Consider the following 21,877-nt stretch of genomic DNA (forward strand, 5'->3'; position numbering starts at 1 on the left):
GATGGGTTTCCTCGACCAGTTCTGGCAGCTGACCGTCGACGGTCTGACGGTCGGCTCCCTGTACGCGGTCATCGCGCTCGGGTACACCCTCGTCTACGGGGTCCTCCAGCTCATCAACTTCGCGCACAGCGAGGTCTTCATGCTGGGATCCTTCGGCGGGCTGTTCGCCGCCCGCGCCCTGCTGCCCGGGGACGGCTCGGTCCCGGGCGGCCTCGAATCGGTGGGCCTGGTGACCATGGGCCTCGGCGCCGGCGCGATCTGCGGCGGGCTCGCTGCCTTCACGCTCGAACGGGTGGCGTACCGGCCGCTGCGGCGCCGTTCCGCCCCCCGGCTGGCCTATCTCATCAGCGCCATCGGGGCCTCGCTGTTCGCGGTGAACCTCGCCGGCAAGGAGTTCGGCCGGCAGAATGTGGCCCTGCCCGACCTGTTCACCGACGGAACGGTGTTCACGCTGTTCGGAGCGGACGTCTCCACCCAGTCGCTGGTCATCTTCGCGGTCGCGATCGCGATATTGGTCGGACTGGACCGGCTGGTCGCGGGGACCCGGCTCGGGCAGGGCATCCGCGCGGTGGCCCAGGACGCCGACACCGCGGTTCTCATGGGCGTGAACGCCGAACGCATCATCATCGTCACGTTCGTGCTCGGCGGCCTGCTGGCCGGGGCCGGTGGCTTCCTGTACGCGATGACGTTCAACGCCTCGTACAGCATGGGGTTCGTCCCCGGGGTGAAGGCGTTCACCGCTGCGGTCCTCGGCGGCATCGGCAACGTGCGCGGGGCGATGCTCGGCGGCCTGCTTCTCGGATTGGTGGAAAGCTATGGCGGATACATCTTCCAGGCGTCCTACAAGGACGTGATCGCTTTCCTGGTCCTGGTCGGCATCCTGATGATCCGACCGTCCGGCCTGCTCGGGGAACGTCTAGGGAGGGCAGCGTGAGCGCTGCGACGTCGTCCGCCCGCCCGCCGAGGGCCGGGGCGCCGCTCCCACCCGCCGGGCCGGGTGGCGGGTCTGGTGGCGGCCCGGCGGGCGCATCGCTGCGTCCGGCCGTGCTGTTCTCCCCGGCCCGGCTGCGCCAGCTCGGGGTGCTGCTGCTGGTGGGTGTGCTCGCCGCGGTGGTGACCGGTCCGGCCGGGGGCTCCGACAAACCGCTGAAGGCATTTCAGGATTCGGTGCTGGACGCGCGGATCCTGCCCTACCTGGGGCTCGCCGTCGCGTTGTGGATCGTCCTGGCGCTCGGCGTCGAACTGCGGGGCGCGGCGGGCCGGCTGACGGCCGGCATCCGGGGGCCGGTGAGCGCGGCCTACGCCACCCGGGGCGGCCCGATCGCGCTGAACCTGGCGCTCCTGGCGGTCGCGATCATCGCCCCGCTGGTCGTCTCGACCGCCGCGCAGCAGTCGATGGTCAACGATATCGGCATCTACGCGCTGCTCGCACTGGGCCTGAACGTCGTGGTCGGCTACGCCGGCCTGCTCGACCTCGGCTACATCGCCTTCTTCGCCATCGGTGCCTACGCGACGGCCTACTTCACCTCACAGACCGCGATGCCGTGGCACGCGCCCTTCGTGCTCAACCCGTTCTTCGTCTTCCCGATCGCGCTGGTCCTCGCCGCGCTCGCCGGCGTCGTCCTGGGCGCGCCGACGCTGCGGCTGCGGGGTGACTACCTGGCGATCGTCACGCTCGGTTTCGGTGAGATCATCCATTTGATCGCGAACAACGCCGACAACATCACGAACGGTGCCCGGGGGGCCTTCGGCGTTCCGCACCTGTCGATCAACCTGCTCGGCCTCGGCTACGAGTGGGGCATCGATCCGCTGCCGTATTACTACCTGCTCCTGGTCATCATTGTCGGAGTCATGATCGCCTTCGGTCGGCTGGAACGGTCCAGGATCGGCCGGGCCTGGGCGGCGATCCGCGAGGACGAGATCGCCGCCGAGGCGACCGGGGTCGCGACCCTGCGGATGAAGCTGCTCGCCTTCGCTATCGGCGCCTCGGTGTCGGGCTTCGCCGGCGTGCTCTTCGCCTCCAAACAGTTCTTCAACCCGCAGAGCTTCAGCCTGCAGGCGTCGTTCTTCGTCGTCGCCGTCGTCATCTTCGGCGGGATGGGTTCCCGGCTCGGGGTGGTGGTCGGTGCCGTCGTCCTCCAGGGCATCGCCTTCTACCTGCGCGACAAGGTCCCGCCCGCGGACCGGTACATCTACTTCGGTGCCGTCATCGTGATCATGATGATCTTCCGTCCGCAGGGACTCGTGCCGTCGCGCCGGCGGCGTCGGGAGATCCAGCTCGCGGAGGCCGGCATCGGCGCGGCGGACTCCCTGGGCGCCGCGCCCACGGGGGGCAAGCCGTGACCAGGGGCGGAGCGCACCGCGTCTCCCCGCCGGGACACCGGCGCTCCCGGGGCCGGCAGCGCGGGGACAGCCAGGGCCGCGGGAGCAGCCAGGGCCCGGGGGGCGCCGGGCGCGGCGGAGGCCCGGAGGACCTAGTGGTGGAGGCCCGCGGCCTGGCGCTGCGGTTCGGGGGTGTGACCAGCCTCGACGGCGTCTCACTGCGCCAGCGCCGGGGCGAGATCCTGGCGGTGATCGGACCGAACGGGGCCGGCAAGACCTCGCTGTTCAACTGCCTCACCGGGGCATACCGCCCGCAGCAGGGATCGGTCACCTTCTGGCCCCGGCCCGGCCGGCCGGCCGAGCTGGTGGGGCGCCGCCCGCACGCCATCACCCGGCTCGGCGTCGCCCGGACCTTCCAGAACATCCGGCTCTTCCCCGCCCTGTCGGCGCTGGAGAACGTCCAGATCGGGACCGAGGTGCGGCAGCGGTACGGGCCGCTGGCCGCGGTGCTGGGGCTGCCGGGCGCCCGGCGGGCCGAGCGTGACGGCGTGCGGCACGCGCTGGAGCTGCTTGAGCTCGTGGGCCTGCCGCACCGGGCGCACGAGCTCGCCTCGTCGCTGCCCTACGGCGAGCAACGCCGGTTGGAGATCGCCCGGGCGCTCGGGACCGAGCCGCGCCTGCTGCTGCTCGACGAGCCCGCGGCCGGCACGAACCCGGCGGAGAAGCGTGACCTGGCAGAGTTGATCATCCGGATCGCGGGCACCGGGGTGTCGGTCCTGCTCATCGAGCATGACATGCGGCTGGTCATGTCGGTGGCGACCTCGGTGGTGGTGCTCAACTTCGGCCGGATCATCGCGTCCGGCACGCCGGTGGAGGTCCAGCGGGACCCGGCGGTCATCGAGGCGTACCTGGGCCTGGCCGACGCCGGCGCGGCGGATCCCGATGTGGCGGATCCCGGCGCGGCCGGCCCCGCCGGGTGGAAGGAACTGCGCTGATGCTGCTGACCCTGGCCAATGTCGAGGTCGCCTACGGCGCCGTCACCGCCCTGCGCGGCGTCAGCCTGGAGGTGGCCGAGGGCGAGATCGTCACCCTGCTCGGGGCCAACGGCGCCGGCAAGACAACCACGCTGCGGACGGTCTCCGGACTGCTGCGGCCCCGGGCGGGACAGGCGTGGCTCGACGGTCGCCCATTGTCGTCAATTCCGGCGCACGAACTCGTCGGCCGGGGGGTGAGCCACGTGCCCGAGGGCCGGCGAATCTTCCCGAGCATGAGTGTCCGAGAGAACCTCCTGATGGGCGCCTACCACGACCGCCGGCATGTGCGGACCGACCTCGGCCGGGTGCTCGGGCTCTTCCCCCGGCTGGCCGAGCGGATCGCGCAGCCGGGAGGCACGTTGTCCGGCGGCGAGCAGCAGATGCTCGCGATCGGACGCGCGCTGATGAGCCGTCCCCGGCTGATGCTCCTCGACGAGCCGTCGATGGGGCTGGCCCCAATGATCGTTCAGACCATCTTCGAGGTGATCGCGGAGATCAACCGGGAGGGGGTCGCGGTACTGCTGGTCGAGCAGAACGCGGCCTCGGCGCTGCGGATCGCGGGTCGCGGCTACGTGCTGGAGACCGGCGAGGTCGTGCTGGCTGGCACCGCCGCGAGTCTGCTGGCCGACGACCGGGTCCGGCAGGCCTACCTCGGGGAGGACGTCGGCGGCCGGACCACCGCAGGCTGAACCGCCCGTGACCGCTGCTCCGCCCGTGACCGCTGCTCCGCCCGTGACCGCTGCTCCGCCCGTGACCGCTGCTCCGCCCGTGACCGCTGCTCCGCCCGTGACCGCTGCTCCGCCCGTCGCCACATCAGCGAGAAACCGCCGTGGCGTGCCGCGGTCGGGTCACCGAGCGTTGGTGGCGCAGGCCGGTGAGCCGAGGATGCGGTCGAGATACGCGTTCGCGAACACCCCGGTCGGGTCGGCGGCGTCGCGCACGGCCAGGAAGTCGTCGAAACGGGGATAGAGCCCACGCAGCGTCGCCGCGTCCAGCGAATGCAGTTTGCCCCAGTGCGGCCGGCCGCCGACCGACAGCATGATTTTCTCGGCGAGGCCGAAGTAGTCGCCGTGCGCACCGCGATGATCCACGTGCACGGCGATGTAGGCGGTGTCGCGGCCGTACGCCGTCGATATCGGGATCTCGTCCGCGGCGGCACATCGGACCTCCACCGGGAAGACGGCACGCACGTCCGCGCTCCCCATGGCGTAGACCAGCTCACGCAGCGTCGCAGCGAGATCGGCACGGGGGAGGGCGTACTCCATCTCCTTGAACCGGACCCGGCGGTGGGAGGTGAACACCCGGTAGGACAGGTCGCGGAACGTGCGGCTGCCCGAAGCCCGCGCGCTGACGTGCGCGATGGGCCGCACCGCCGCGGGCATCCGCCGGCCCGTCGTCATCAGCGCGCCGAAGAGGGTGTTCGACACCAGTTCGTCGTCAACCCAGCAGCGCAGCCGGGGCAGCGGCGCCAGGCCGTCGTCGAGCGGACGCCGCTGCCCGCGTCTGACCAGGGCCGTCGTGGTGTGCGGAAACCACGAGAAGCGGAGGTGGTCGGTCTGGTCGACGAGCTCGTCGTAGGTGTCGAGGACCTCGTCCAGGCGCATCGGACCCTCCTGGACCTGCAGGGCGAACAGCGGCACCGCCTGCAGGGTGACCGACGTGACGATGCCGACGGCACCCAGGCCCAGCCGGGCGGCGGCGAACAACTCGGGACGTTCGCCGCGTGAACAGGTGACCACACTGCCGTCGCCGAGTACCACCTCGAGCGCCCGGACCTGGGTGCACAGGCCGCCGAAGCGGCTCCCGGTGCCGTGGGTGCCGGTCGAGATGGCACCCGCGATGGTCACCTCGTCGACGTCGCCCTGGTTGGTCAGGGCGAGCCCGGCCTCCGCGAGCAGCCGGTTCAGCCGGCGCATGGTCATCCCACCGCGCACCGTCACCAGGCCGCTGCCGCCGTCCAGAGCGACGAGGTCGGCGCACCTGTCCAGGCGGACCTGGACGGAGCCCGGGTCCGGGCGGCCGATGGCGCTCATGGAATGGGACGATCCGATCGCCCGGATCTGATGGCCGTCCCGGATGGCGGTACCGACCAGGGCGGAGATCTCCTCCGCGTCGCGGGGGCGGGCGAGGCGCACCGACCGGACGGTCTCGTTGCCCGCCCAGTTGCGCCAGGCCGAGGACTTACCAACGGGCGAGCCCATGGGCACCTCCGTCTGCCGGGACCGATGGCCGCGGTCCGGGGCCGGTCCGGAGTCGGGACCGGCCACCATCGTGAACCGGGCCTTCCCGGCTCCGTCACGCGGGGGGCGGGTGATGGCCGTTCACAGGGCGATGCGTCGTCCGACCTCCGTCCGGGCGGGATGGGCCGGTGGTCACGGACGAGCGACAGGTACGACATGATCTGCGCTTGCGGACTCCGGTGGGATCCGCGGTGGCACATCGGGCAGCAGACTCCGGTAGGCATGACGGGGGGACGATCGTGACCGGAGTACCCCCATCAGCCATCGGCGGGCCGGGCCTTCCACCGTGTGATGCAGGACCGCGGCGAAGGCGAAGGACAGGGCGAAGTCGGCGAGGATGGCGAGCGCCGTCCCGGCCGCGGTAGTGGCGTCGACCCAGCCGAGTTCCCCGCTGATCGTGAGTGTGGCGGGGTGAATGAGATAGAAGGCGTAGGAGATCTCGCCGAAATAGACGAGTGGGCGGGAGCTGAACACCGGAATCCGGCGGCCGTCCGCCTCACGGGTGCCGGCCAGGAAGATGATGATGGCAAACGCCGGCAGTGTGAGCGTGTCCATGAATCCCTGTAGATGGCCGTAGCGGTAGCCCAGGAGTATCGGGACGACCAGCCAGGCGCAGGAGAAGGCAGTGAGCATCCGACGCTGCCACGGCGTTGCGCGGGCACCCTCACGAGCCAGCAACCCAAGGACCACGCCAAGGACGAACTCGCCGAGCCGCACCGCCGGGTTCGCGTACGCGGCAAGATCGAACCGAGAGCCCGCGGTGCTCGCCGCACATGCCACGGCCGCGGCAGGGAGAACGAACAGGAGCGCGGCGCGGATGCGTTCGAGGTTGGTGCGGGTCGCGAACCTGCGGTACACGTAGGGGAAGACCAGGTAGAAGAACGCCTCGCAGGACAACGACCACAGCACGGCACCACCCCAGCCGAAATAGATCGACTGGGTTGGAACCCATGCCTGGACGAGGAGCAGACTCGGCAGGATGGAGAGGGGCTTCGAGCCGAAGTCCCCGAGTGTCCCCAGCGGCCACGCGATCGCGAGCCAGACCCAGATGGCGGCGAAGTACAGGGGATAGACCCGGGCGAACCGGCGCCAATAGAACTGCTCCGCGGTGATCGGCCTGGTCGCCCAGGTGAGGACGAACCCCGACAGCACGAAGAAGAACGTGACGCCCACGTAGCCGATGTTGCCCAGCACCGCGACCACCGGCAGGGTCCCCTGGACGTCCGCGTGGATGTGGCGGAGGAACACCAGAGTGGCGGCGACTCCCCGCAAGCCGGTCAACGTGGGCAGCTCCAGCCCGGCCTGAGGTGCTGGGAGCTGCTGCGAGGGACGGAAGCTCTCCTGCTGGGCGGATTCTGGCGAGGTCCTCCGGGTCAACGCGCTCCCTTGATCGTCAGTCGAGGTCCTCCGGGTCAACGCGCTCCCTTGATCGTCAGCCGTGCGTGCCGTCCCAGGCGAGGTCGCGGCGATACCTCGGAGGAACAAACACTAACGTAGGTGTTGAATTGCCCATCGCGCCCCCGATCGGGTGAACATCGTGGCGCCGGCAGCCGGCTACTGGGCGAACCTGGGACCTGGGCGGCAGCCGCCGCACAGCGTTGTGAGGTCTAGCCCGTCTGTGGACGAGCTGCGAACGAGTCCCTTGGTCCGGGTCCATGGGTGGGGCGTATCACGATCTCGGTGATACTCGCGCGGTCGGGAAGTGCCACTGCCCCGGTCACGACGTCGGCGATGTCGTCGGGCGCGATGAGCAGGTCGGCATTCCACGCCCGCCCCTCGGCCTGGAAGATTTTTTGCTGCATGGGGGTCGCCGTGCGGCCCGGGAAGACCGTGCACACCCGCACCCCGGCAGCCGAGACCTCCGCCCGCAGGCTGTCGGCGATCGCCCGCAGGGCGTGCTTGGCCGCGGCGTACTGGCCGACGCCGGCGCCTGCGGACAAGCCCTGGGTGGAGTTGATGAACACCACGTCGCCACCGGTCCGGATGAGGTCCGGAATCAGCATCTGGGTGAGCACATAGGGCGCGCGTACATTGATGTCCAGCTGTTCGTCAAGGTCGGTCAGTGGGGCGTCGGCGATCGCGCCGCGGTGGTAGGCCCCTGCCGAGTGCACCAGGATCTTCAGGTCCGTGGGCTGATCACGGACCATGTCGACCAGACAGCCGCGGTCCGCGGGATCGGTGATGTCCGCAGCCTGGTGGTGGATGGTCAGGCCGACCTCGTCTGCCTCCTTGACCATCCTCGCCAGCACCTCCTCATCGCGACCGGTCGCGATGACAAATGCGCCGGCCCGCGCCAACCGAAGGGCGACGGCGCGCCCGATCCCGCTGGAGGCACCGGTGACCAGCGCGCCGCGGCCGGCGAGCTGGGGCAGGTGGGTACGCGGACTTCCGCCTAGCAGATGGTCGGCACAGGCGATGGCCAGGTTCTGCTTTGCCGTCACTGCTTGGACGCTCCTCGGCAGAGTGGCGCAGGTCGCTAACCTGGACGAACACGAGCAGGCTGCCGCTGGGATCCGCGGACGGGTCCCGTTCGCCAGCGCGAACACGCGTCGATGCGGGTCGATCGCGGCCATCTGCGGCGAAGTAGCCACATCCCGCACGGTTGCGACTGTACCATCACGTAACGGTCGAGTATGCGTTGGCGCCCAGGGCCGCCCCAGCTCTCCAATCCCCGCCAGGAACGCGGTCAGGTCGAGTGGAGCGCCCGAGGCCGGCGGCTTCCGCTGTCGCTGCGATCAGCAGATCGGGGACACTCGGGGCCCGGTGATGGCCGGCTGCGGCGGCAAGCGTGCGGCGCGGATACTCGACACGCGAGATTCCGGCTCGGGCGGAGGCAGCGTCGAGCTCGGCGAGAACCGCGTCGGCACGTCACGTACGAGGGTGTCGGCCACCGGCGTCACCTCACAGGTTCGATATCAGATTCCTCAGTCGCGATATCATGGCTGCTTTTGTGCAGGCAGCTACCCCACTCACCTCGCAACTCACCTCGCACGTACCCAAAGGTGTCCTGTGGCGGACTGCAGCCCGCCGGACTGCGGCCCGACGGAGGCTTGGAGGAGGAAGGAGAGCAACGTCCCCGCCAGCGACGCGCCGATCGCGATCGACCAGCCCGCCGGACCGAGCGGGGTGCAACCGAAGAACTGGCTGACGCCTGGTACCTGCACGATGGCGGCCAGGACGACCGCCGAGGCGGCGATGCTCAGCAGGACTGTCCGGTTGCGGCCGCCGACGAGCAGCGTCTGGCCCAGTTGCGAGCCGACGAGCGCGGCGAGGCCGACCGTGTTCGCGTGCCGTCGGCGTCCGGTGAGGCGGGCGATGATCCAGGCACCCGTGGCGGCGAGGGTCGTGGCGACCGCCCGCACCGCGATCTCCCGGTTCAGGACGGTACCGAGGGAGCGCTCCGGGCCCTCGCCGAGGAGCTGTCCGGTCGCCTCCGGATCCGGCTCGCGCAGCGCGACGGCCAGGGCCGGGGCGAGATCGGTGAGCAGATTGACGAGCAGCAGTTGCCGCGCGGACAGCGGCGACCGCCCGGTGGCCATGGAGCCGAGGAGGGTGAACGCGATCTCGCCGAGGTTCCCGCCCACGAAGATGCCCAGGGCCTGGCGGACCGAGGCCCACATCGAACGGCCCTCGACGAGCACGTCGATGATCGTGTCCAGCTGGTCGTCCGTCACGACCACGTCGGCGGCGGCCCGGGCCGCCGGTGTGCCACGCCGGCCCAGCGCGAGGCCGACGTCGGCGAGCCGGATGGCGGGCGCGTCGTTGGCGCCGTCGCCGGTCATCGCCACCGTCTTGCCCAGCCGCTGGTAGGCCTCCACGACCCGCACCTTATGCAGCGGAGTGCCCCGGGCGATCACGGCCACCCTGGGCAGGACCGCGTCCAGGGCCTCGTCGTCCATGGCTTCGAGCTCGACACCCGTCAGCATGATCTGGTTGTCGGTGAGCACTCCCAGTTCGGTGGCGATCGTCCTGGCGGTGGCCGGATGGTCTCCGGTCATCATCAGCACCTGCACGCCCGCGGCGCGCAGCGCCTCCAGCGACGCCCCGGCCGTGGTCCGGACCGGGTCGGACAGGACGAGGAAGCCGAGGAAGGCCAACTCGGCCACGCTGTCATCGGTGAGTTCCTCGTCCGCCGGTCGGGGCGCGGACCCCAGGTTGCGATCGGCCACCGCGAGGACGCGGTAGCCCGCGCCCGCGAGCCGGCTGTGCTCCTGGCTGAGCCTCGCCCGCCGGCGGTCGTTCAGCGGTGCCGTGCCGTCGGCGGTCCGGATGTGGGCGCACCGTGGCAGCAGCACCTCGGGCGCCCCTTTGACGCTCAGCACCGTGGTCGTGCCGGTATCCCCCACTGCCGCGTGGTAGCCGCGGCCCGGCTCGAAGGGAAGCGAGGCCGTCGGCGACCACGCGGCGAGACCGTACTCGCGGGTCACTGCCGCCGCGGCCGCTCCCTTCTGCACCGCGCGATCGGTCGGATGCGGCAACTTCTTCTTTCCTTTGCCGCGCGGCGTGGCGCGTAGCCCGGCGGCCAGCACCCGCCGATGCGTCGCTCCGAACTCGGTCACCGCGGCGGTGTGCGTGCCGTCCGAGACGGCGTGCAGGCGGATCCTGCCCTCGGTGAGCGTTCCGGTCTTGTCGAAACCCAGCACGTCCACCCGGCCGAGGGTCTCGATGGTGCTGGGGTTGCGTACCAGCGCGCCCCGTGCCGAGAGCCGCCGGGCGGCGGAAAGCTGGGCGGCGGTCGCGAGGAAGGGCAGCCCTTCGGGCACCGCCGCGACGGCGAGCGCCACCCCGGCGCTGAGCGTGTCCCGGATCGGCAGGCCACGGATCAACCCGGAGGCCAACAGTGCCCCGGCGGCGGCGAGCGCCACCGGAATGGTGAGATCGGTGATTGTGGACAGTCGCGCCTCGACGCCGCTGAGTCGGGCGGGACCGGCGGTCGCGGCCATGCTGTGCCCCGCCTCGGTGGCCGAGCCGGTGGCCACCACCACGCCGGTGCCCCGTCCGCTGGCGACGGTCGTTCCTTCGTAGATCATCGAGGAGCGGTCTGCCAGGCTGGCGGCTGCCACCGGTCCGGGCGATTTCGTGACCGGCATGGACTCGCCGGTCAGCGACGACTCGTCGACGTCGAGCCCCGTCGTCGACAGGAGCCGGCAGTCCGCGGGGACGACATCCCCGGCCCCGACCATGATGATGTCGCCCGGGACCAGGTCGTCCGCCGGCAGCTTGGTCTCCTCGCCGTCCCGCAGCACCCGGGCCGGAACCGCCGAGACGGCGAACAGTCGGGCGAGTGCCCGGTCCGCCCGTATCTGCTGGACCGCGCCGGCGAACGCCGAGCCGATCGCGACGCTGAGCACCAGACCGGCGTCCAGCACGGAACCGGTCGCGGCCGACAGCGCGGCGCCGCCGAGGAGGACGGGGGTGAGCGGGTTGGCCAGTTCGGCCGCGAACGCCCGGACGAGGCTGGGCGCGGTCGCCTGCATCGACACCGCGCCGTCCTGGCGGCGTCGCGCCGCCTCCTCGGTGGACAGCCCAGCCGGGCGGCTGTTGTCCAGCCGAGCCAGGCAGTCCTCGGCCGGCAGGATGTGCCACGGGGTACGGGGGACCGCGGGCGGCGGGGGGCGGCGACCCAGTTCCCGCGCCGCCCAGATCCCCTCGCCGAGGGCTGCGGTGACCGCCGCGGTGACCATTGTCATGGCCCGGGAGACCAGCCGCGGGTCGGCCCCGGTGAGCATGGCCAACGCACCGGCACCCGAGCCCACCTGGGCGAGCCGCACCGCGTGCCGGCTCACCCGGGCGGCCGCGGCGACCGCCTCGATCACGAGGCTGGCGGCGGCCAGGTCATTCCCAACCAGGATGTGCGCCCCCCAGGCCGGCGAGCCGTCGTGGCCGTTCACGCCGACGCCGCAGTCCGCGGTGCCGACCGCGGCCCGTCGGCGGGACACGACCAGGACGCCGCCGCGCTCGGCCTGCAGACCGCGGATCGTCCCGACCAACCGGTCCCCCCCGGGTACCCCGGGAAGGTTGGTGTCCTCCACTGTTCCGCCGGCGCCGGCGGGAAGGTCACCGGCGATGAACACCGCCCGCCCGGAACGGCGGCAGGCGGCCAGCAGGTGGTGGCTCCCCTCCGCTCGCCCGGGTACGACCGACACGATCGCCATCAGCCTGCTGCCCTGAGCCAGACCGAGCACCGTGTCCGCCCCGGACCGGGCCAGTTCGCGGCGCTCCCGGACACCGGTCCGGCCGCGCAGGCCGAGCTGTTCCACCGGCCCGAGGGCCCAGCCCTCCGCGGTGGCGACGGTGCTGATACCGGCCGGACGGAACAGGGCGTGCGCGCGGACCGCGACGTCGCTGCGGTTCGCACCGGCCAGCGGCACGACGTCGGCGATGATGCGTTCCTCTCCGCGCAGGACGTCGGCGTCGATGACGATGGTGTCGACGCGGTCGAGCACCCGCAGGGCCGCCGAATCCATGATGTGGACGCCGCGGCGCGCCAGGACGCGGGTCAACTGGGCGGCGAAGCCCTCCCGCCCGACCCGGGCCGGGCGTGGCAGCGAGGTGGCGGCCAGCGCCACGGCACGGCGCGGATTCCCGGTGGCGGCGGTGGCGGCCGCGAACCCGCCGAGCCCGCCGAGCACGGTGAGGTCGGCATAGCGCTCCACCGGACCGTCCGGCAGCGGTCGCGGCCGTTCGGTCACCACCGGCTCGGCCGCGGCCCAGTCCGGATGACCGAGCAGCCCGTCCCGAGCCGCCATGAAGGCGTCCCGGCGCGCACGCGCCTCGCCCAGCGCGGCCATCCGGTAGCCGGCGTCGACCGCGAGACCGAGATTCCCCTGCGCCAGGGCGAGGGCACCGGCGTTGACCAGCCCGAGGACGACGTCGGCCCGGCCCGCGCCGAGCATCTGCTCCACCCACCGGCGCAGCCGGGGTTGGGTGTCGACGAGGGTGACCAGCGATGCGATCTCGATGGGCAGTGGCACCGCCCGGGCGAGCCGGCCCGCCGACGCCAGCGCGAACGCGACCCCGTCGGCTGCCAGTGCCGCGGCCGTCCGGCGGACCGGCGCCGCGAACCTCGCCACCGCTCCCGGCTTCGGTTCGAGCGCGACGCCCTCCACCCGGCCGAGGGCCGCGACCAGGTCGTCAAGGGTGGGGGGCGGTTCGGCGAGCCCGACCAGGACACATTGCAACGGCTCGTTGACCCGGGCCCACGCCACCCCGGGCTGATTCTCCAGTACTCGTTCCAGCTGCCGGCGACGGGATTCGCCGGCCGGCCCGGAGATCCCACGGAGCCCGAGACCGAGGAGGTGGTAGGCGTCGGCCTTCCCCCGCGGTTCGCCGGCCGCCGTGGAGCCGGCGATCTCGCGATTGACGCCGTCGCGATTGGCGCCGCGGGGCGTGGGGGGCCCGGGTGCGAGGGAACCGGGCTTTGAATCCGGACTCCACCCGGTCCGGGTATGGGTAAGAACCGTATGGGCGAGAACCGGCTGGGCCACCGCCCCCAGGAGGGCGCCCGGCACGCGCAGGACGGTCCGGGCTGCGGGCAGACGCATCCGCGCGGCCTCCTCCTCACCATTGCATGATCATTGCGTGCGGCGGGCGCGGGCCACGGCTGCCTCGTAGTCCTAACCGACTACCCTCTCCGCACGCGTACTAACTGATCGTTCTAGGAGATCAGTTGGTACGCGGACCGGACGCCGTGGCTCTGCACCGCCCCCCGGGCGGTGGCCAGCGCCTGCGGTGAGAAGTTGATGTTGGACTGGTCCATGAAACTGAAGGCGAACAGCCCGTCCAGGCTGAGTTTGCGCACCTCGTCACCGGCGAGCAGGGCGTGCATGTCCGCGTCCCAGGCCGCCTGCGACCCCGACTTGAAATGCGCCACCATGACCGGGCCGTACTGTCCCAGCAGCTTCGTCATGTTCCGCACGTCGGCGGCGTTGGAATCGTTCCCCATCGCCTGGAAGCTCTGGAAGTCCGACGCCCGCAGCACGTCCGCGAAGTGTGTGATCAGAGAGCGGCCGCCGCCCTTCACCGGATCGTCCCAGCGGCTCTGCCAACCGCCCCAGCCCAGCGACACCCGGGCGTTGGGCGCCCCGGCATGGAAGATCTCCTGGGTCGCCAGATACCGGTCCTGCAGAGCCCGGTAGTAGTTCGTGGTCTCGGGTGTGGCGGCCCACTCGTTGGACTGGCACGGATATGTCTGCAGTTCGGTGAAGAGCGTGACGTAGAGCGCCGGGCCGTTCGCGGGTCCGGCGAAGATCGAGGCGAGCTCGCGGGCGTCGGTGAGAAAGGCGCCGGACAACGGGTACTCCCGGCCGCAGGCGGGGCCATGGGAGGTCTGGAAGGTCCCCACGCTGCCGGTGCCGTCGAGCCAGACGACGAGATGAATGCCGTGGCCGGAACGGTAGACCTCGGGAATCAGGTCCGCTCGCCACTTCCGTAGAAAGCTCAGGTCGCCCGGGCCGTTGTACCAGGTGGTGAGAAAGTCCAGGTTCCCGGCGAGCGGCGAGGCGAGGGCGCTGTCGAGCGCCGGCCCGAGACCAAAGCGCAGCTTGCCCGGCTGGGTCGCCGGGACGGGTCTGATTCCCGCCGCCAGCGCCCGGCCCCAGGGGCCGGGCCGCGGATCCCCGTCATCGGGTGGTGTATGGGCGCCGGGTGGTGCATGGGCGCCGGGTGGGCCGGGAAGGCTGGCCGCGCTGGTGGGCCCTGGTCTGTCCGGGCTACTGGGCCCGACCGCGCTGCTGCCGTCGCGGCCGCGCTGTTCGTGACCGAGGGTCGCGACAAGAACAGCACTCATGGCGAGGAGGACGAGGACGAGTGCGCCGGGATTTCGCGGCAGTCGACTACGTAGGGACACGATCCTCCTGCCGCGGTTGCCGGGTAGCGGCGAAATTGTAGTTGATTAGACGCGCATCGGAGTCATTCTTCGTGGGTGAGTCGAGCGGAGCGGGTGAGGGACTCTGACGGCGATGGTGACTTTCCGTAGTAATTTTCGCCGGGTTGTCGACGCTTGGCGTGAGCGATCTGTCGCCTAAGGGAAAATCCGCCTAGTGTCGGGTGAGTGCTCCTCCTTCCGGGTGTTCGATGATGGCGTTTCCTGACATCGCCCTGTGGCGCGCCCGGCGCGGACGCCCGTGCGGAACCCCGGCTGAGCAGGAGGAGCATGACCGCCGACCCGGATCTTCGGATGAGCACCGCTCTCATCACCGGCGCATCCTCGGGCATCGGCGCGGCGTTCGCCGAGGCATACGCGGACCGTGGAGCCCGGCTCGTCCTCGTGGCGCCGTCCGAGCCGAGGCTATGGATGGTCGCGGAGCGCCTCGGCGCCCGGTACGGCACCGAGGCGCACGTCATCGCGGTCGACCTCGCCGACGAGTGTGGTCCGGACCGCCTCGCCGAGGCGGTCGCCGAAGCGGGCCTGGAGGTCGACATCCTCGTCAACAACGCCGGGTTCGGGACACGCGGTCCCTACCACGAGCTGTCCGCCGACCGGGATCACCGTGAGGTGATGCTGAACGTGGTGGCTGTCGAACGGGTCGCGCACCTGTTCCTGCCGGGCATGGTGGCCCGGGGCCGCGGCACGGTCATCAACGTCTCCTCCACCTCGGGTTTCCAGGCCGTCCCGTACATGACCGTCTACGGGGCCTCGAAGGCCTTCGTCCTGTCGTTCTCGATCGGCCTGTGGGCCGAGTACCGCCGGCGGGGGGTGCGCGTCCTCGCGTTATGCCCCGGACCGACCGACACCGAGTTCTTCGAGGTGCTGGGAACCCGGATGTCCGCCGGTGGCCGGTTGCGGACCACGGACGAGGTGATCGCCACCGCGTTCCGTGCCCTCGACCGCGGCCAGCCGTACGTCATCGACGGACGGCTGAACTACCTGACCTCCAATGCCTCCCGGCTGCTGCCGCGCGGACTGGTCGCGCGGATCACCGAACGGGTACTGCGCCCCGGCCGCTCGCGGCCGCCGGACCCGTCGACGTCAGTCCGCCGAGTTCGGCCACCAGCTCGTAGGAGCGGATCCGGTCCGCCAGCCGGGTGACGTTGGTGACGACCATGACCTCGTCGGCACCCGTCTCGTCGAGCAGTGCGTCGATCCCCGCGCGAACCGTCACCGGGGAGCCGACGATGTGCGAGGCGGTGGCGGCCTCCGCGATCGACCGCTCCCGCGAGGTCCACGGGTAGGCGGCGGCCTCCTCGGGCGAAGGGAACACCCCGGGGCGGCCGGTACGCAGCCGCAGCATCGCCAGCCGCTGCGGTCCGGCCAGCCACTGCGCGTGCTCGTCGTCGGCGGCACAGAGCACCGCGGCGGCGACGATCGCATACGGTCGTTCCCGACCGGGCAAGGGACGGAAGGACTTCCGGTAAAGCTCCAGCGCCGGCACCGTGTTCACCGAGCTGAAATGGTGCGCGAACGCGAACGGCAGGCCGAGCATGCCGGCCACCTGGGCGCTGTAGCCACTCGATCCCAGCAACCAGATGGGCGGTACCTCGGCCCGCGGGAACGCGGTGACGCCGCGCCTCGGGTGCGAGTCGGGGAAATCCCCCCCGGCCAGAAAGGTCGTCAGTTCGGCGAGCTGCTCGGGGAAGTCGTCGATGGCCGACAGGTCGCTGGTGCGGCGTAGAGCCCGGGCGGTCGCGGGATCGGTGCCGGGAGCACGGCCGATACCCAGATCGATCCGTCCCGGGAAGAGGGTGCCCAACGTGCCGAACTGTTCGGCGATGGCGAGTGGCGCATGGTTGGGCAGCATCACCCCACCGGACCCCACCCTGAGGGTGGTGGTGGCCGCGGCGACCTGACTGATGAGGATCGAGGTAGCCGAGCTCGCGATCCCCGGGATGCCATGATGCTCGGCCAACCAGTATCGGGTGTATCCGAGCCTTTCGGCATGTCGGGCGAGTTCGAGTGTCCCGTGGACCGCGTCGGTGGCGGGGACGCCGGTGCCCACCGGGACGAGATCCAACACGGACAGGGGGACAGGTCGGGCCGGGCTCACGGCTGGTTACAACGAAGCATTCGGCCGCGCTCTTCCCCGGGTACTTCCCCGGGTACTTCCCCGGGCACCCCGGGGGCCATCAGCCGCCGACCGTCTCCATGTAGTCCTCGGCCACCTCGTCGAGATCGTCCATCGGATAACCGAGGGCGACGCGCACCCGCCGCCGGCCGACCAGCAGGAGATCGAGCATGAAGTCGGGGACCGTGGCGTGCTCGCAGCGGTGGTAGCCCATGGTGAACCAGGCGTGGGCGTCGGTGAGCAGGCCGATTGACTCCAGGCTCTCGGCCACGGCCTCGTAGACGCCCGGATCGACCGACCGGGACGCCTTCAGCTCGGCCCGCAGCGCGGCCGCGTCGTCCTGCTGACCGTTGCGCAGCAGGCCGTCATGCAGCCAGACGCGGGGATCGACCGGGCACTCGCCGCCGTCCGCCACCGCCGCCCGGTAGCAGCGGATCGCCTCGTCCCAGTCGTCCGCGAGCCCGTACTGGCTGCCCGCGTCGACCAGCAGGGATGCCCGGGTGACGCGTTCGCCGTGCGTCTCGCTCCGTTCGGCCAGGACCTCCAGAGTGGCTGCCGCGCCGCGATGGTCGCCGTTTCCCGCGGCCTTGAAGACGATCTCGTCTACGTCGTCATCCGAAAGGCCGTCATCCGAAAGCATGGGAATATTGTCACCCCTGGTTGTGGGGCCGGCACGCGGGCGGCGTGCTCTTCGATGGCGGTCTCACATGGTACCCGTCAGCCGGATCAGGATCGACGGGCCATCTTGAGGGTCTTCTCCAACTGCTCGCGGTCCACCTCGGCGACCCGGCCATTCGTCGGGACGGTCGGGATGTGGCCACCGCCGAGGACGAGGTCGGTGGTGTGCCGCAGGCCCATGTCCTTCTGCTCCACGTCAAGGATGGCCTCCTCGACCCGGTAGAGCTTCTCGATCCTGGAGACCTTCGCCTCGACCTGGGCCGCGACGATGCGCAGCCGCCGTTCGGCCTTGGCCAGCCGCCGTTCGAGTCGACGGTCGACGATGTTGGGCATCGGCTCGTCCCGTTCCGTCGGGTCGTGCAGGTAGAGCTCGACCGCGACGGCGACCAGCGGGATCAACGCCTGGAACAGGATCACCGCGCCGCCGGTGCTCTCGCTGGCCGATCCCTGGGTGCGCACCAGCACGCCGGCGATGGACAGCAGCAGGAAGATCGCGGTGGTGAGGGTCAAGGCCAGCGGCGACGACTTCGACTCCACCAGTTGCTCGCGGATCTCCGGATCGATCTTGAACCGGCCCGCGTCGGCGTCGGCGAGCATCTGTTTCTGGGCCCGTGCGAGGATCGACGCCTTGATGCCGTGGGCGAGCGCCACCCCGGCGATGAACACGGCGACCCCCAGCAGGCCGCCCAGCCACCATTCGGGCCCGTACCCGCCGACGTCGGCGAGGACGGCGTAGGACTGGGCGAAGACGTAGAAGTCCAGCGCCGCGAGCACCGTCAGCACCGCGGCCCGGGCCGGGCCCGCCAGTGCCATCTGCGGGATGCGTTCCTGCACCCCGACGCTGCGCCACAGCCGGCCCTGCTCGACCTTGTTCTTGATCAGCTCGGTCCGCCGCTCTCGGCGTTCGGCCCGGGAGTCGATCTCCATCCGGAGCTCGGCGATCAGCTCTTCCAGGGTCCGTCCGTCAGCCCGGACCGCGGCGCGGACCTCCTGGACCTCCGCGTCCTCGAGGCTCTTGAGGACCTTCGGGCGGGTCTCGGCGCCCGCCAGCGCAATGTCGGCGTCTCCCACCCGGCGGATGAGCTGCTTGGCCAGACGCCCTGGCTGGTTTCCCCTACGCAGCACCTTGGAGGTTCCTACTTTCCGATCTCGGTCCTTCCGGGTTCGACCGGACGGGTTCGACGGGACATTCGACGAGAGGTTCCACGGAGTTGTCGGCCTCGTCGGCTGCTGGTCGGTGTGGTTGGCGTGGTCGGCCGGTCAGTCGATTGGACGGGCGAAGGTGCCGCCGACGAAGCAGAGCATGGCGCAGACGATGCCGAGCACCGAGGCGACCATCGCCTCGCGCGCACCCTGGGCCTCGTCACCGGAGAAGACCATGGTCAGTACGAGCGTGCCGACCCCGACGACCGCACCGACGGCCCCCAGCAGGAACCGTCGCTGGATGGTCTCCCGCGGCGGCAGCCTGGACAGCGCGTCGATCGGGGCGATCCGGCCGGCCCGGGCCTGGTTGCCCACACGGCGGCGGATGTCGCGCAGTCGGAAGGTGTTCCCGGTGATGAAGAAGCTGAGCGCGGTCACGATCATCGAGCCGGTGACGGAGACCTTCGCGAACGGCGACGACAGGGTCAGCCAGACCCAGATCTCCAGCACCGCGAGCATGAGCAGGCAGCTGGTGATCACGACCGTCGAGCGCATGAGGGCCGGGCTGAAATGCTGCTCCTCGGGCTCGTGAAGAACACCCATGGGTCGCCTCCTTGCGTGGGTTTCCACCGGTGCTGTCGCGATCATCAGTGGCTCGGACGTGTCGGCGTGGTGCGCGCCGCGGCGGATGCGGACGGGGTGTTCCGGGAACTCGGGTGCTCCGGCGACGGTCGCGGCCGGACTTGAGGTGGCGGTGAGGGTGGTCAGTGCAGTGCCGCTTTCGATGGGGCCGGGCTGGTCGGGGGCATGAGGATGATGACGCCGGGTGTCCGGCCGGGGCGGGGCCGTCCTAGCTGCAGTCACTGCTGATCCGTCGGCACAGTTCGCCCTTGAGGTAACGGGCGAGGTCCTGCTGCGGGCGGTCCGCTGATCCCTCGTTGACGCCGATGAAACGCACCCCGTCGTTTCCGACGGAGGTGATCTGCCGTGTCTCGAAGCACCGTTTGACCAGTGCCTCGGCGATCGACACGGAGGCCTTCTTACCGTCGACGTTGAGGCAGTCGGACTCCTGGCCGGTCCCCAGGAGGTCCGTCCAGACCAGCACGGTCACCTCGTTGACCTTCACATCGGGCGTGGAACGGACGGCGTTGATCTCGTCGTTGATGCCGGCGAGCAGGCCCGTCACGCTGCCCTTCGGGCTGACCCGCTCGGTTTGGACGATGTGGTCGATCTCCTGGCTGAGCACCTTCGACGCGGCGAGCCGGTCCTTCTCCTCGCGTCGGTCGTTGTTCCGAGTGATCTGGAACATCCGATCACCGTGGAAGCAGTCCGAGTAGGTCATCGGGCCGCCGCCGCTGGCGACCAGCCGGATGTACTCGCCGTTCTTCAGCGCGGTGTCGAGATAGGGCTGGGTCCGGGCGGTCACCCGCCCGGCCGTCTCGGGCGAGTTGTCGGACAGGTCGAGAAGGATCAGTAGCAGGGGTGCGCCGTTGTCCGGGGCCTTCTCCTGGTATCGGGTGCAGTCCAACGGAGCGGAGGCGTCGGCCCTGCCCAGCAGACCGCCGGTGTTGCAGGCGGTGAGCATCGGCGTCGCGAGCAGCGTCGCCGCGACCAGGCCGGCGAGCAGCCTGCGCCGGGCCCGTCGCCGCGGCCCGGCAACCATCAGATCGTCCTCGGTCGCATCCTCGGTCGCCGCCGTGGAAGCGACGGGAACAGCGACGGGAACAGCGACGGGAACATTGCTCGTCATCGCAGCACGATCTCCACTCGGCGCCGGCTCGCGTCGGCGACGCCGTCCTGCGCGCCTTCCTCGCCCTTGCCCTCGACCTCCAGCACCGAGCCGGGGATGCCCTGAGCCGCAAGCCACGACTCGACCGCCTTGGCGCGATCCTGCGACAGCCGCAGGTTGTCCTCGGTCCGACCCAGCCCATCGCTGTACCCGATGACCGCGATGTGGCCGGGGTGTTCACGGATCGACGGCAGAATCTGCCCCAACGCGGTCACGGCCTCCCTCCGGAGCTCACTGCTGTTCGAGTCGAACAGGTAGTCGGCGCTGACCGTCGTCACCTGGCTGCCGTCCGGCTGGGTGATGAACTTGCTCAACGGTGGCAACGGATCAGCCGCGACGGCGGGCGCGATCCGGGTGGCCCGTGGCGCCGGAGCGAACGAGGCGGTGTCGCCGCCGCTGGAGGAGCACCCGGCCACGAGTCCCAGCGCCGCTGTCATGACCACGCCCGCGCACGTGCGGACGGCCGGATTGCCGCGTCGCCTGAACGTGGCATCTCCGGGTGTGGAGTGAGCGTGATACACGGTCTGCCCCTAACGGCGAATCCGGGGCTCACCATAACGGGGGGGATCGGGCCGTCTCACCGCACCCTGGGGCGTTGTTCGCATAGTGTGTCAGCCCGTCGCGGCGTTGAGTCGGTGGCCTGGTGCGCGCCGCATCCATGCTGATCGGCACCCGAGGCCCCGGAAGGGAGCTGGGTTACGAAGATCGAGGTGGAGGGGACGTATCCGCCCCGGATCGGTCCCCATTGCCCCCAGGCCCGCTCCTGGCCAGGAGGCCATTCCGGCTCGATGACGTCGAGCAGGATCAATCCCGCGGCGACGATCTCGCGGACCCGGTCGCCCATCGTGCGGTGTGTCTCGGTGTAGATCGCGCTGCCCTGCTCGTCGTGCTCGGTGTAGGCGCGTCGGTCGAAGTAGCTGTGGAAGACCCGCAGGCCGTTCTCGTCCGGGTCATCCGGCAGGCACCAGACGAACGGATGGGTCGTGGAGAACACCCAGCGGCCGCCCGGCCGCAGCACCCGGGCGATCTCCCGCATCACGGTGCCACTGTCGGCGACGAACGGGACCGCGCCGAACGCCGAGCAAGCCACGTCCACGCTGGCGGCCGCGAACGGGAGCGCCGTGGCGTCCGCCCGGACGAGTGGCACATCGATACCGGTGCGGATCCCGAGCGCGCGAGCCTGGTCCAGCTGACCGCCGGACAGGTCGAATCCCACCACCCGGGCGCCCTGCCCGCGCAGCCAGCGGGCGCACTGCGCGCCGCCGCAGCCGACTTCCAGGACCACCTTGCCGGCGACGTCGCCGAGCAACCCGATCTCGGACTCCCGCAGTCCCTCCGGGCACCAGCAGAAGTCGCTGTCGCCGTGCTCCGACTGGTAGTCCGCCGCGGCATCGTCCCAGTAGAAGCGGCTCGCCCGGCGGGCCGTGCCCGGGTCGATGTCACGGTAGCCGTAGGCCGGCAGCGGCGCGGAACCGTCCTGATCGGTGTGGCTTGGGCCGGTGTGGCTTGGGCCGGTGTGGCTCGGGCCGGTGTGGCTCGGGCCGGTGTGGCTCGGGCCGGTGTGGTCGGTCGGGCCGGTGGTGCCGATGCTGTCGATTGTGCCGGTGCTGTCGGCGATGTTGTCTGGACTTTCCACGGTGACCCATGCTGGCATCCGGACCCGCGGCC

Annotated in this window: 17 protein-coding genes; 5 read left to right on the plus strand and 12 right to left on the minus strand. The window is 70.8% G+C overall.

The features are described from left to right. The first annotated feature begins 1 nt into the window (after window position 1). The 4 genes from AC08OO_RS01620 to AC08OO_RS01635 all read left to right on the plus strand — a co-directional run bounded on the left by AC08OO_RS01620 (window position 2) and on the right by AC08OO_RS01635 (window position 4,045). A complete protein-coding gene (locus AC08OO_RS01620) occupies window positions 2-934 on the plus strand; it encodes a branched-chain amino acid ABC transporter permease (RefSeq protein WP_476609246.1) in 933 nt (310 codons plus the stop codon). Continuing rightward, entirely contained in the window at window positions 931-2,343 is a 1,413-nt protein-coding gene (locus AC08OO_RS01625; protein WP_476606551.1) for a branched-chain amino acid ABC transporter permease, read from the plus strand. The genes AC08OO_RS01620 and AC08OO_RS01625 overlap by 4 nt, the downstream gene beginning before the upstream one ends. 134 nt (window positions 2,344-2,477) lie before the next feature. Continuing rightward, window positions 2,478-3,317, plus strand: a complete 840-nt coding sequence (locus AC08OO_RS01630; RefSeq protein WP_476606554.1) for an ABC transporter ATP-binding protein — start codon at window positions 2,478-2,480, stop codon at window positions 3,315-3,317. Further along, the gene (locus tag AC08OO_RS01635; RefSeq protein WP_476606552.1) at window positions 3,317-4,045 is read left to right on the plus strand and encodes an ABC transporter ATP-binding protein; all 729 of its coding nucleotides are present in this window, start codon (window positions 3,317-3,319) and stop codon (window positions 4,043-4,045) included. Before AC08OO_RS01630 ends, AC08OO_RS01635 begins: the two co-directional genes overlap by 1 nt. A gap of 159 nt (window positions 4,046-4,204) precedes the next feature. On the opposite strand, the gene AC08OO_RS01640 is transcribed toward AC08OO_RS01635, so the two are convergent. The 5 genes from AC08OO_RS01640 to AC08OO_RS01660 form a co-directional block, all read right to left on the minus strand. Beyond that, window positions 4,205-5,557 carry a D-arabinono-1,4-lactone oxidase gene (locus tag AC08OO_RS01640; protein ID WP_476609245.1) on the minus strand — a complete coding sequence of 451 codons (1,353 nt, stop codon included), beginning with the start codon at window positions 5,555-5,557 and terminating at the stop codon, window positions 4,205-4,207. Between the two features lie 171 nt (window positions 5,558-5,728). Further along, the gene (locus tag AC08OO_RS01645) at window positions 5,729-6,973 is read right to left on the minus strand and encodes an acyltransferase family protein (RefSeq protein ID WP_476609244.1); all 1,245 of its coding nucleotides are present in this window, start codon (window positions 6,971-6,973) and stop codon (window positions 5,729-5,731) included. 230 nt (window positions 6,974-7,203) lie between these two features. Then, window positions 7,204-8,037 (minus strand): SDR family oxidoreductase, encoded by an 834-nt coding sequence (locus tag AC08OO_RS01650; RefSeq protein WP_476609243.1) that lies wholly within the window; start codon window positions 8,035-8,037, stop codon window positions 7,204-7,206. A 540-nt stretch (window positions 8,038-8,577) separates the two neighbouring features. Next, complete coding sequence (locus tag AC08OO_RS01655; RefSeq protein WP_476609242.1) at window positions 8,578-13,140, minus strand: cation-translocating P-type ATPase; 4,563 nt, start codon at window positions 13,138-13,140, stop codon at window positions 8,578-8,580. Window positions 13,141-13,253: 113 nt separating this feature from the next. Beyond that, the gene (locus tag AC08OO_RS01660) at window positions 13,254-14,444 is read right to left on the minus strand and encodes a hypothetical protein (RefSeq protein WP_476609241.1); all 1,191 of its coding nucleotides are present in this window, start codon (window positions 14,442-14,444) and stop codon (window positions 13,254-13,256) included. Between the two features lie 306 nt (window positions 14,445-14,750). Here AC08OO_RS01660 and AC08OO_RS01665 point away from each other — a divergent pair, with 306 nt between their 5' ends. Further along, entirely contained in the window at window positions 14,751-15,626 is an 876-nt protein-coding gene (locus tag AC08OO_RS01665; RefSeq protein WP_476609240.1) for an SDR family NAD(P)-dependent oxidoreductase, read from the plus strand. Here the strand turns inward: AC08OO_RS01665 and AC08OO_RS01670 are convergent. From AC08OO_RS01670 to AC08OO_RS01700, 7 genes are all read right to left on the minus strand, one after another. Beyond that, window positions 15,514-16,581 (minus strand): LLM class flavin-dependent oxidoreductase, encoded by a 1,068-nt coding sequence (locus AC08OO_RS01670; RefSeq protein WP_476609239.1) that lies wholly within the window; start codon window positions 16,579-16,581, stop codon window positions 15,514-15,516. The genes AC08OO_RS01665 and AC08OO_RS01670 overlap by 113 nt on opposite strands. A 79-nt stretch (window positions 16,582-16,660) precedes the next feature. Continuing rightward, the gene (locus AC08OO_RS01675) at window positions 16,661-17,239 is read right to left on the minus strand and encodes a tetratricopeptide repeat protein (protein WP_476609238.1); all 579 of its coding nucleotides are present in this window, start codon (window positions 17,237-17,239) and stop codon (window positions 16,661-16,663) included. Between the two features lie 86 nt (window positions 17,240-17,325). Continuing rightward, window positions 17,326-18,402, minus strand: coding sequence for a hypothetical protein (locus AC08OO_RS01680; protein WP_476609237.1), 1,077 nt, complete (start codon window positions 18,400-18,402; stop codon window positions 17,326-17,328). 135 nt (window positions 18,403-18,537) lie between these two features. After that, window positions 18,538-19,023, minus strand: a complete 486-nt coding sequence (locus AC08OO_RS01685; RefSeq protein WP_011434820.1) for a hypothetical protein — start codon at window positions 19,021-19,023, stop codon at window positions 18,538-18,540. Window positions 19,024-19,270: 247 nt separating this feature from the next. Then, window positions 19,271-20,170 carry a hypothetical protein gene (locus tag AC08OO_RS01690; RefSeq protein WP_476609236.1) on the minus strand — a complete coding sequence of 300 codons (900 nt, stop codon included), beginning with the start codon at window positions 20,168-20,170 and terminating at the stop codon, window positions 19,271-19,273. Beyond that, a complete protein-coding gene (locus tag AC08OO_RS01695) occupies window positions 20,167-20,646 on the minus strand; it encodes an OmpA family protein (protein WP_476609235.1) in 480 nt (159 codons plus the stop codon). The genes AC08OO_RS01690 and AC08OO_RS01695 overlap by 4 nt, the downstream gene beginning before the upstream one ends. A 140-nt stretch (window positions 20,647-20,786) precedes the next feature. Beyond that, the gene (locus AC08OO_RS01700; RefSeq protein WP_476609234.1) at window positions 20,787-21,845 is read right to left on the minus strand and encodes a class I SAM-dependent methyltransferase; all 1,059 of its coding nucleotides are present in this window, start codon (window positions 21,843-21,845) and stop codon (window positions 20,787-20,789) included. Window positions 21,846-21,877 lie beyond the last annotated feature (32 nt).

This window comes from Frankia sp. CeCAU1 (assembly GCF_977971845.1).

Bases quoted from the DNA above. Each gene is read 5' to 3' on its own strand.
- AC08OO_RS01620 (WP_476609246.1), top strand. From the start codon at position 2: ATGGGTTTCCTCGACCAGTTCTGGCAGCTGACCGTCGACGGTCTGACG.
- AC08OO_RS01635 (WP_476606552.1), top strand. From the start codon at position 3,317: ATGCTGCTGACCCTGGCCAATGTCGAGGTCGCCTACGGCGCCGTCACC.
- AC08OO_RS01640 (WP_476609245.1), bottom strand. From the start codon at position 5,557: ATGGGCTCGCCCGTTGGTAAGTCCTCGGCCTGGCGCAACTGGGCGGGC.
- AC08OO_RS01655 (WP_476609242.1), bottom strand. From the start codon at position 13,140: ATGCGTCTGCCCGCAGCCCGGACCGTCCTGCGCGTGCCGGGCGCCCTC.
- AC08OO_RS01665 (WP_476609240.1), top strand. From the start codon at position 14,751: ATGACCGCCGACCCGGATCTTCGGATGAGCACCGCTCTCATCACCGGC.
- AC08OO_RS01675 (WP_476609238.1), bottom strand. From the start codon at position 17,239: ATGCTTTCGGATGACGGCCTTTCGGATGACGACGTAGACGAGATCGTC.
- AC08OO_RS01685 (WP_011434820.1), bottom strand. From the start codon at position 19,023: ATGGGTGTTCTTCACGAGCCCGAGGAGCAGCATTTCAGCCCGGCCCTC.
- AC08OO_RS01690 (WP_476609236.1), bottom strand. From the start codon at position 20,170: ATGACGAGCAATGTTCCCGTCGCTGTTCCCGTCGCTGTTCCCGTCGCT.
- AC08OO_RS01695 (WP_476609235.1), bottom strand. From the start codon at position 20,646: ATGACAGCGGCGCTGGGACTCGTGGCCGGGTGCTCCTCCAGCGGCGGC.